A 10515-nucleotide genomic window follows, 5' to 3' on the forward strand; every position below is an offset into this window, starting at 1 on the left:
CTGGGTGCTGGCGACCTTGCAGACCGAGGTGGGCGGCTTTGGCCTGGGCTGGGGCCGGCTAAAAGGCGGTACTTTGCGTCCGGGAAAAACGGGTCTTTAGAGCGTTCACACAAAGAATCCAGCCATCCCCGAAAGATAAAAACCTGTACAGGGCTTGTTTTTTGCCGCTATTCCTGGTGGCAAAAATGACGATGGGTGCATCCTGGGGCGGTCTGTAGCCGAAAATTCCCCCAGAGGCGGCGCATGGCTGGATGCGGTCTCGGGCCAAGGGTCAAACTACCTCAGCTCAAGCCGTATTTCTTCAACGGTGCGTTTTGCCATGGCCACAAATTCGGGATTCGTCTTGAGGTAGTACGGAATTATCAATAGGGCCTGGTGCAACGCATAGCCACGGGCCCTGATCCAGGTATCATCGTCCACATCTAATACCTGGCGGAATGTTTCCCGTCCGAGTTGGCCGAAAACGCTCCAGGCGGGAACCACATCCGCGGCTGGGTCGCCGATGCCAGCCCCGCCAAAGTCAATCACAGCACACAGACGACCACCCTCCACCAGCAAATTGGGCTTTAGTAAATCGGTGTGAATCCACTCCGGCTTTCCATCCCAGGGCGTTGACTCGAGGGAGTGCGTCCACACCGCCAGGACTGCTTCAGCGTCCACTTCTGCACCAGAAGTCTCAATCGCAGAGCGTGTCGCTGCGTCCAGTTCGATCAAGGGGGGCCGACCGCCTCGCGGGGCCCCCAGTATGGCAATACTTCGTAGCTCCAAAATGAACTGGGCCAGATCCCGTGCAGCCTGACGCTCATCGTCAATAAGACCGTCCTGATAAGTAGACCCCTCAATCCAACGATAGATGGCCCAGGGAAATGGATACCAGCTCGTTGGCTTGCCCCGTGCGAGTGGCTGTGGAATTTTGAGCGAAATATGTGGACTGAGTTTTGGCAACCAGTTCCATTCATGTTCAAGGCTTGCGGCCCATTTTTCCAGGCGTGGCAATCGCACGTAGAGGTCACGCTCCAGACGATAGACGGCATTGACACTGCCGGTTGACCGAACCAGGGCTAGCGACCCAGCATCCAGGTCTGGGAACTGTTCAGCCAGCAACCTTTTGACCCGTGCGGCGTCTATATCAATCTCGCCCTGGTGCATCTTGACCTGGGCATCATGTCCAGCACCTGGCTTGTGGTTCTCTGCTTGGCTCAACCTGCTATACCCCACCGGAGTTTTGTTATACCTTCCAGGAGCCGGCGCCAGACTGCCTACTGCCCTTCCTCGGCCTCGAGTCTCTTCAAAAGCTCCTTAAGCTGGGTCTTTTGCTGGCCTTCCTCCATCCCATCGGCGAGCTTTTCGATGGCCAGGCGAACCACCTCAGACTTGGAAACCAGTTGCTCAGGGCTGGAAAGCTCATAAGCCAGCCTGGTCAAGAGCGCATCCTGATCGTCGCTGATAACTACCTGCAAACGCTTTTTTTCCTTTTTAGGCATAACCGGTATACTTTGCAGCAGTACGAGTGTGGTAGCAGAGGAATACTCGTATGCGTTTCTGACTAAACTTTAGCACGCTACATCTGTGCTTGACAATACGATTGTAACTTACTATGCTCATAGTGAGTATCGTGTGTAAAATGCACACCGATACCCGGCAGGAATCAGGAGATGACTTCCCGTATGGATCGAACCCTCACTATTCGCGGTGGAAGCCCCCTGAGCGGGGAACTTCGTATTTTTCCCGCCAAAAATTCAGCGCTCAAGCTCATGACCGCCAGCATCCTCACCGCTGAACCCGTTACCCTCAGCGAAGTACCCCACCTGCGCGATATTGATGTTTTGCTGGAACTATTAGGCCACATCGGCACCCGCCATGCCTGGGAGGGGCGCACCCTTCATCTCCACACCCCAGAGGTTCTCTCCACCCACGCCCCCTTTGAACTCGTTAGCAGGATGCGGGCCAGCTTCAATGTGCTGGGCGCACTGGCAGCTCGAGCCGGCGAGGGAACGGTGCCCCTGCCCGGTGGCTGCACTTTTGCCGAACGTCCTGTAGACCAGCACATCAAGGCCCTGCGGGGCCTGGGCTTTGAAGTCACCACCGAGATTACCGACCTCGGTGTGGCCTATACCGCCCGCCGCCACAAACCCGCTTCAGGCCGGGTGGTCTACGACCTTCCTACCCTGGGAGGCACCGAACAAGCCCTGATGGCCGCAGCCCTGGGTGGTGAGGCCGTACTGGTTAACACCCCTCAGGAACCCGAAATTGTGGATCTGTGCAATTTCCTGACCATGATGGGGGCCGAGATCAAGGGTATCGGCAGCAGCATCCTGCACATCAAGGGCCGGCACAGCCTGCGGGGAGGGCGCTACAGCGTGATCCCCGACCGCATTGAGGCCGGAACCTATCTGTTTGCCGCCGCCGCCACCCGGGGCTCGATTACCTTGACCAATGTGGAGCCCTTCCATATGGATGCGGTGCTGGACAAGCTGATCCAGTCAGGCCACACCATCACCACCGGCAGGGACTGGGTGCGCCTCAAGTCCACCCCTACTCCCCAGCCCTTCAACCTCGAGGCCCGCGAGTATCCTGGCTTCATCACCGATCTGCAACCCCCTGCCGCAGCCTATCTGACCACGGTGCATGGTACCTCACTGGTCTCCGATCGCATCTACCCCGACCGCTTCACCCATGCCAGTGAGCTGGCCCGCATGGGGGCCGAGGTGACGCTGAAGGATCGCACTCTGGTGATTCAGGGTCGCCAGCTAAGCGGCGCAGCGGTGGAGGCCCGCGACATCCGTGCAGGCGGGGGCCTGATTATTGCGGCCCTGGCAGCCGAAGGCGAGAGCCATTTATCCGGAATGAAGCACATCGAGCGTGGCTACGACCAGATCGAGAGCCGCCTGCGCAGCCTGGGTGCAAATGTAGGTGTGCAGATGCCCGAACTGGCCCTGGCTGCCGACTGATTCGAGATTCTTTGGCTCTGAAAGACCCACTCGCCCAGTCTGCACCTGGACTTCAGGCGATTCCAGACAGAACCCCAAACCTCCGTGTGGAGGAGCTGATTGATACGTCTTTACGGCGATCGGTTTGACGTCTGCGCACAGAAACCCTACACTCAGGTGCTATGGATCTAGCCACCCTTCAACACCGACTCGAGGCCCTCCGGGGGTATCTTTGACATCGCTGGTAAAGAATCCCGACTGAAAGAACTCGAGCAGCAAATAAGCGACCCCAGCCTCTGGAGCGATCCCGCCCACGCCCGCAAGGTTTCGCAAGAATCGGCCCGGCTGCGCAAGGTAGTGGACAGCTACCGGCGTCTGGAGTCCGATCTGCAAGGGCTTCTGGAGCTCTGGCCGGAGATGAACGCCCTCGAGCGCGAGCAGATGCAGCCCGAGCTCGAGCGGGCCGGGCAGGAACTCGAGGGTTTGTACCACCAGACCCTGCTCTCCTTCCCCTACGCCGAAAACGCCGCCATCGTGACCATCAAACCCGGCGCGGGAGGCACCGAGGCCTGCGACTGGGCCAACATGCTCTACCGCATGTACACCCGCTTTGCCGAACGGCACGGTTTTAGCGTGGAATTAATTGACCTGGAACCGGGGGCCGAAGCCGGGATTGACTACGCCCAGCTTATCGTTCGGGGTGAGAACGCCTTTGGCCTGGTCTCTCCCGAAGCCGGGGTCCACCGCCTGGTGCGGCCCTCCCCGTTCAATGCCCAGGGCAAACGCCAGACCAGCTTTGCGGCGTTGGAAGTGATGCCCGAGGTAGACGAGTCGGTGGACATCCAGATTGCCCCCGAAGACCTGCGCATTGACGTAATGCGCTCCCAGGGCAAGGGCGGCCAGGGGGTCAACACCACCGACTCGGCGGTGCGGGTGGTGCACCTGCCCACCGGCATCATCGTCAAGTGCCAGGTCACCCGCAGCCAGCAGAAAAACAAAGAGATGGCCATGAACGTCCTGCGCTCGAGGCTCTTCGAGATCGAGTACAAAAAGAAGCAGGAAGAGCTGGCCCGTCTGCGCGGCGAAGCCCGCCCCATCGAGTGGGGCAGTCAGATTCGCAGCTACGTGCTGGACAAGCAGTACATCAAAGACCACCGCACCGGCGAGATGCGCCACGACCCCGAAAACGTGCTGGACGGCGACCTGGAAAGCCTGATCTGGGCCGGGCTGGAATGGAAGGCCGGGCGGCGGCAGACGGTGGCCGTGGGCGATGAAGATTGATCTTGATTGCTAGGTGGTTCGGTAGCTCAGTTCTGACTGATACGCGCCGTTCGAGAGTGTCGCAGGTCGGTCTGGGCCTTGAGAGGCTATAGCTTCCGCGAAGATCGCCAGCTTCTTGTTTTTAGCCTTCGACTTTCGACCCTCGACCCCTACTATGGGGTTATGGGGCTGTCGGCACGCATCACCTTCGACCCCCGAATCATGGGGGGAAGACCGCGCATCCGGGAAACACGCATCACCGTAGGAGCAATCCTCCATCAGCTCCGTTTTCAGAGCCCGGCGGAGATCCTGCGTGACTACCCGGAGCTTGAGCCGGAGGACATTGACGCCGCGCTCGAGTATGCGGCCTTTCTGGCCGAGGGGCACGAGGTCGCGGTGTGAAAGTTCTGCTAACGGCCCTCTCTGCTCGGCATGATGGTGTGTTTTTTGTTTGGGCGATTCGCTCGAGCCGCACTGCCACAGCAGTAACCGGCGATTGAGTTTTTCGATTACCCTGAAGGTGTGGAAATGGTATTGATTGAGGACGTCTGGAAGCAGTATTACCGAAGCAAAGATAAAGAGTTTGCTTTGAGGGGAATCAACCTCAAACTCCAAGGAGGCCGCAGCTACGGCCTCCTTGGGCCGAATGGTTCGGGCAAAACCACCTTGTCCCGGCTACTGGTCGGTTTACTCCGGCCCACCAGGGGCATCATAGCTGTCAACGATACTCCGTTGGACAATACCGGCAAACACCCGGTGCCGGTGGGCTATGTGCCGCAGACCGTGCCTTATTTTCCCGGCCTTACGGGCCGCGACCTGATCGAGTTTGCCCTGGTGGCCCAGGGCTACTGGGGCCGCGCCCTGCGGCTGGCGCGGGAGGAGGTGGTGGAGCTCCTGGGCATTGGCGACCTGGAGAAGAAGCTGATCTGGCACATGTCCGGCGGCCAGGCCCGCCTGCTGAGCGGGGCTATCACCGCCAGTGTGGTGCTGAACTCCATCTTTTTGTTCGGCCAGTCCTTCGCAGCGCAACGGGCCAGGGGCGAGTACGAGCTGTATGCCACCCTGCCGATTGGCAAGCTCACCTTTATTCTGGCAACCCTGGGTGCCAGCCTGCTGGTCAGTATGGTCAGCGCTTGGTTGCTGCTGGCCCTGGCCGTGCTGGTCTTTGGCTTCAAAGTCACGGTCTCGCCCATTCTGATACCCGTTCTGGTATTGGGCGCGCTCTCGGTTGCCGGGATCGGCCTGGTGGTTGGGATTCTGAGCCGTGGCCCGGGCGAGGCGGCCATTGTTACCAGTTTGCTGGTTTACGTTCTCTCGTATGCCACCCCAGTATTTTTCCCCATCCAAAGCCTTCCACCGGCTGTGCAGTATGTGGTCTGGGGCCTACCGACTACCCACGCGGCCCTATCTATTCATGCGAGCCTGGCGGGGAAGGCCCCCGACCTGGCTTCGCTGCTGGTGCTGCTAGCGTGGGCTGGGGGCCTGCTGGGTTTTGTGATGTACAAACTGGACTGGCGTCTAAGGTTGTAGGAGCCCCATAGTTAAAGTGACAGATGCCCGGGGGCGGCCTGGATGTGGGGATTGCACCCAAGCAGAGTCCCTCAGATCGCTTCCAATCACGGCAACCTGGCAGGAAACCGAAACGTTCCTGTACCACCAGGCTTTATTGTGCGGGCGTGGCCTTGAGCCGCTCCACCACACCCCGGTCCTCGAGGGTACTGGTGTCGCCCTTGATCTCCTCGCCCGAGGCCACCTGGCGCAGCAAGCGGCGCATGATCTTGCCCGAGCGGGTCTTGGGGAGCGCATCGGTCAGGCGAATCTCGTCGGGGCGGGCGATGGCCCCGATGGCCTTAACCACGTGGGCCTTGAGTTCCCTGGCCAGTTCGGCGCTGGCAGTCTGGCCGGTTTTGAGGGTCACAAAGGCCACAATTCCCTCGCCTTTGATGGGGTCGGGGCGGCCTACCACTGCGGCCTCGGCCACTGCCGGGTGCGAGACCAGGGCGCTTTCGACTTCCATAGTGCCCAGCCGGTGGCCCGAGACGTTGAGCACATCATCCACCCGGCCCAGAATCAAGTGGTAGCCGTCGGCATCGCGCCGCGCCCCATCGCCGGTGAAGAAGTTGCCGGGATACTGGGAAAAATACTGCCGCTCGAAGCGCTCGGGGTCGCCCCAGACCGTGCGCAGCATCGCAGGCCAGGGTTTTCGAATAATCAGGTGGCCGCCTTCGTCGGGGCTAGCGACTGGCTGGCCCGAGGTATCCACCACCTCGGCTTGTACCCCAAAGAAGGGCTTGCCTGCGTGACCGGGCTTCATGTCGTGCACACCGGGCAGGGTGGTGATCATGATGCCGCCGGTCTCGGTCTGCCACCAGGTGTCTACGATAGGGCAGCGCTCCTTACCAATTACCCGGTAGTACCACAACCAGGCTTCGGGGTTGATGGGCTCTCCGACCGAACCCAGCAGGCGCAGGCTCGAGAGGTTGTACTTGAGGGGCCACTGCTCGCCCCACTTCATGAAAGCGCGGATCGCAGTGGGTGCGGTGTAGAGGATGCTCACGCTATATTTCTGAATGATGCTCCAGATCCGGCCCTCGTCGGGAGCGTTGGGGGCCCCCTCGTACATCAGGCTGGTGGCCCCGTTTTGCAGCAAGCCGTACACCACATAGCTGTGGCCGGTAATCCAGCCCACGTCGGCGGTGCAAAAATAGGTATCGGACTCTTTGAGGTCGAAGACGTGCTGTGCGGTCAGGTAGGTGTAGACCGAGTAGCCCCCGGTGGTGTGCAGAACCCCCTTGGGCTTGCCGGTGGAGCCGGAGGTGTAGAGGATGAAGAGGGGGTCTTCGGAGTCCATGGGCTCGGGCGCGCACTCGGGCGAGGCGTTTACCATCAGCTCGTGGAACCAGTGGTCGCGGCCTGGCTCCATGTGAATTTCGTTGCCGCAGCGGCGAACCACCACCACCTGCTGGATGGTTCTGGTATCCGCCAGGGCCTCATCGCTGTTGGCCTTAAGGGGCACCACGCCCCCGCGCCGCCAGCCTCCATCCGCAGTGATGAGCACCTTGGCCTGGGCATCGTTGATACGGTCAGCCAGTGCAGAGGCCGAGAAACCACCAAATACCACCGAGTGCACCGCCCCAATGCGCGCACAGGCCAGCATGGCGATGGCGGCCTCGGCAATCATGGGGAGGTAGATGGTGACGCGGTCGCCCTTCCTGACTCCCAGACTTTTGAGCACATTGGCAAACTTGCTGACCTCGAGGTGCAGTTGCTGGTAGGTCAGGATGCGCGAGTCGCCCGGCTCGCCTTCAAAGATAATTGCTGCTTTATTTCCCCTGGTTGCCAGGTGACGATCAAGACAGTTGTACGAAAGGTTGGTCTGCCCCCCAACAAACCATTGGGCGTTGGGGGGATTCCACTCCAATACCCTATCCCAGGGTTTGAACCAGTGCAGCTCGGAAGCGATACGGCTCCAGAATTGATCGGGGTTGTCGAGGCTTTCCCGGTAGAGCGCTTCATAATCTTTCGGATCGTTCAGCCTGGCTATCTGCTTGAACCCTTCAGACGGTTGAAACACCCGATCTTCTTTCAAAACAGCTTCGATTTTTTCCATCGTGTTCCTTTCTGGTTCAAGATATCTGTGAGAAACCCACAGAAGTTGACGCTTCAGGCAAAGTACCCCTTTTTCAGGTGAGCATAGGCAGAACGGGCTGGACAGTCAAGAAAGGGCAGGGTTCGGAGATGGTAGGAATTTGATCGTTACTTGACACTGGCGGGTAGCAAAGCAACAATAACCCCAAACTTAATCGGAGCCAGAATTTGGGCAAGCGCCGATGAAACCCCGAAGGCTCCCCGATAGCGACTGCTACCTGAGGTTTTTAGTTTAAGCCCCCGACCCACAGACCCCCTATGGCCCAGAGTCGCAAGCTTACCACCGTTCAGGCCGCTTTACGCGTCCTGGCCTACCTGGCCGAGCACCCCGAAGGGGTGGAGGCAGCTCGCCTGGCAACTTTTCTGGGCAAGAGCCTGTCTACCGCCTATGCCCTGCTGGCCAGCCTGGTCTCGGAAGGTTTTGCCGAGCGGGAAGGCAGCACCTACCGGCTCTCCAAAACCGCACTGGCCCCAGCCCCAGCCCATCTGGCCGAGCCCGAGAAACTGTCGGATGCGCTGGAAGAGCTCTACCTGCGCACCCGTGAGCGTACCTACCTGGCACTGCTGAGCCGTGAAGGTAAGTTACGCCTGGCCACCCGTGGGCGACAGGGCTTGCCCAAACTCGCGGGTCTGGATGCGCAGATCACCGATGGATTCCATGCCCTGGCGATTGGCAAGGCCGTTCTGGCTTTTCTAGATGCAGAAGCCCAGTCATCCCATTTCCAGAACCTGAAGGCTTTTACCCGTCTCACCATCACCGACCCGCTGACCCTCGAGGAAGAACTCGGCAAGGTGCGCCAGATGGGCTTTGCGGTGGAGATAGAAGAACATGCAGATGGCATCTCAGGGCTGGCCGCTCCCATTTTTGGTACAGAGGGACAGGTTGTGGGAGCTTTTGGCGTGGTGGTGCCCTCGAGGCGGTTTCCATACGCATTCACCCGGCTGGTACAGGCGGTGCAGGAGGTGGCCAGAGCCGCTTCCAGCCACGCCCCGGTCGAGCCGGCCCCGGCCGACGAAGCCCAGACGCTTCCGACCAGCGAACCGGCTTACCTGGGTTCCTCGAGTGAAGACCGGGCCGTCTGGCCGCCATCGAGGCTCCTGCAGAATGCCAGCCTTCAGGATTACCCTGCCGAACTCCAGCGCAGCCTCGAGCACCCCGAGGCTTTCTGGGCAGAGTGGGCCGAGCGGTTTCACTGGTTTACCCCCTGGAAGCAGGTACTGGAGCTCGAGCTGCCCCACCATCGCTGGTTCTGCGGAGCCACTACCAACATCACCTACAACGCCCTGGATCGCCACGCCGATGGCCCCAGGCGTAACCAGCTGGCCCTGATCGCGCTGGCGGGCGATGGAGCGGTACACAAGCTAACCTACCGCGAGCTGCGGGATCTGACCTCACGCCTGGCCGGTGGGCTGCTTTCACTGGGCATTCAGGCAGGGGACCGGGTGGCAGTCTACATGCCGACTGGAATGGAAATGGTCCTGACTTTTCTGGCATGTGCCCGGATTGGTGCAGTGCATGTTGCAATACCGGCAGGAATCGGAAGCCAGGCGCTGCGCGAACGCCTGGAAGACACCGGAGCCAGGCTGCTGGTGGCCTCCGACCGGATGTACCAGGGAGGACGCACCATCGCCTTTACCAACCTGATTGAAGAAGCCATCCAGGGCCTGGATTTGCTGGTACTTTGGTTTAGTCGCGGTGGTAGCCTTAAGCCGCTGGAGTTCTGGGACTTGATCGAAGCGCACCAGCCCACCACACCCGCTCTGCCAGTAGACAGCGAACATCCCCTTTTCATCCTCTACACCTCCGGCTCCACCGGCAAGCCCAAAGGCGTGGTGCACGTGCATGGGGGCTATATGGTGGGCATCACCTACCACCTGCGCACCCTGTATGATCTCAAGGATGGCGAAATTTCCTGGACCACTGCCGACCTCTCCTGGATTGTGGGACACAGCTACGGCTTATATGCCCCTTTGCTGGAAGGACTGACCACGGTATTGCGGGCCGAGCGGCTGGACTACCCCGATGCCAGTGGGTTCTACGAGACCCTGGAAGATTGCGGGGTCAGCGTGCTGATCATCAGCCCGACCTGGCTGCGAACGCTTCGCAAACATGGTGATGAATGGGCACGAAAATCCCATCTCTCCGATCTGCGCCTGGTCGCCAGTGTGGGCGAATATCTGGCCCCGGAGGTCTGGCACTGGGCTGCCGATCATCTGGCCTATGTAGTGGACAACTGGTGGCAGACCGAGACCGGGGGGCCCTGTCTATCCACTCCCATCTGCCTACCGGCTAAACCTGGCAAGGCCGGTTTCCCCTTACCGGGGGTAGAGATGCGGGTTGTGGACTCGCTGGGCCGCGAACTAGCCCCTGGTCAGAAGGGGCATCTGGTGATCGGCAAACCTTTTCCCCACTTTATGCGCACTTTCTGGAACAACGATGACCGCTATGCCGAGCAGTGGAGCCGCATTCCGGGCTGCTATGCCACTGGCGACATCGCGGTGCGTGACAGTGAGGGCTATATTGCGCTGTTGGGCCGCTCGGATGACGTCATTAAGGCCGGTGAGCTACGGATCGGTACGGCGGAGATCGAAGGAGCCATGCTCTCGCATCCCGCGGTAGCGGAGGCTGCTGCGGTCGGGGTCACCAGTGCCGAGCTGGGTGAGGTGATCAAGGTGT

Annotated in this window: 8 protein-coding genes; 5 read left to right on the plus strand and 3 right to left on the minus strand. The window is 60.1% G+C overall.

All coding sequences use genetic code 11. The annotated features are described in order from the left end of the window. Nucleotides 1–276: 276 nt before the first annotated feature. Nucleotides 277–1203: an aminoglycoside phosphotransferase family protein gene (locus tag Q0288_RS00005; RefSeq protein WP_299425259.1), complete on the minus strand. Its 927-nt coding sequence runs from the start codon at nucleotides 1201–1203 to the stop codon at nucleotides 277–279. Nucleotides 1204–1259: 56 nt separating this feature from the next. Beyond that, a complete protein-coding gene (locus Q0288_RS00010; protein ID WP_299425262.1) occupies nucleotides 1260–1484 on the minus strand; it encodes a transcriptional regulator in 225 nt (74 codons plus the stop codon). Nucleotides 1485–1667: 183 nt separating this feature from the next. On the opposite strand from Q0288_RS00010, the gene murA reads away from it, so the two are divergent. The 4 genes from murA (at nucleotide 1668) to Q0288_RS00030 (ending at nucleotide 5720) form a co-directional block, all read left to right on the plus strand. Further along, entirely contained in the window at nucleotides 1668–2951 is a 1284-nt protein-coding gene (gene murA, locus Q0288_RS00015) for a UDP-N-acetylglucosamine 1-carboxyvinyltransferase (protein ID WP_299425264.1), read from the plus strand. A 161-nt stretch (nucleotides 2952–3112) separates the two neighbouring features. Beyond that, a protein-coding gene (prfB, locus tag Q0288_RS00020; RefSeq protein ID WP_299425267.1) for a peptide chain release factor 2 occupies nucleotides 3113–4211 on the plus strand; the annotation gives its coding sequence in 2 pieces (ribosomal slippage) (nucleotides 3113–3163 and nucleotides 3165–4211; 1098 coding nt in all). A 162-nt stretch (nucleotides 4212–4373) separates the two neighbouring features. Further along, nucleotides 4374–4592 carry a DUF433 domain-containing protein gene (locus Q0288_RS00025; protein ID WP_299425274.1) on the plus strand — a complete coding sequence of 73 codons (219 nt, stop codon included), beginning with the start codon at nucleotides 4374–4376 and terminating at the stop codon, nucleotides 4590–4592. A 126-nt stretch (nucleotides 4593–4718) separates the two neighbouring features. Further along, complete coding sequence (locus tag Q0288_RS00030) at nucleotides 4719–5720, plus strand: ATP-binding cassette domain-containing protein (RefSeq protein WP_299425277.1); 1002 nt, start codon at nucleotides 4719–4721, stop codon at nucleotides 5718–5720. Nucleotides 5721–5853: 133 nt separating this feature from the next. Here Q0288_RS00030 and acs read toward each other — a convergent pair whose 3' ends face one another. Continuing rightward, nucleotides 5854–7800: an acetate--CoA ligase gene (gene acs / locus Q0288_RS00035; protein WP_299425269.1), complete on the minus strand. Its 1947-nt coding sequence runs from the start codon at nucleotides 7798–7800 to the stop codon at nucleotides 5854–5856. Between the two features lie 296 nt (nucleotides 7801–8096). Here acs and Q0288_RS00040 point away from each other — a divergent pair. Continuing rightward, nucleotides 8097–10515: AMP-binding protein (locus tag Q0288_RS00040; RefSeq protein ID WP_299425272.1), on the plus strand; the 2419-nt coding region annotated here is incomplete at its 3' end.

It is taken from the genome of uncultured Meiothermus sp. (genome assembly GCF_937863175.1).
In the GTDB taxonomy this organism is placed as follows: domain Bacteria; phylum Deinococcota; class Deinococci; order Deinococcales; family Thermaceae; genus Meiothermus.

Bases quoted from the DNA above. Each gene is read 5' to 3' on its own strand.
- Q0288_RS00010 (WP_299425262.1), bottom strand. From the start codon at position 1,484: ATGCCTAAAAAGGAAAAAAAGCGTTTGCAGGTAGTTATCAGCGACGAT.
- murA (WP_299425264.1), top strand. From the start codon at position 1,668: ATGGATCGAACCCTCACTATTCGCGGTGGAAGCCCCCTGAGCGGGGAA.
- Q0288_RS00025 (WP_299425274.1), top strand. From the start codon at position 4,374: ATGGGGCTGTCGGCACGCATCACCTTCGACCCCCGAATCATGGGGGGA.
- Q0288_RS00030 (WP_299425277.1), top strand. From the start codon at position 4,719: ATGGTATTGATTGAGGACGTCTGGAAGCAGTATTACCGAAGCAAAGAT.
- acs (WP_299425269.1), bottom strand. From the start codon at position 7,800: ATGGAAAAAATCGAAGCTGTTTTGAAAGAAGATCGGGTGTTTCAACCG.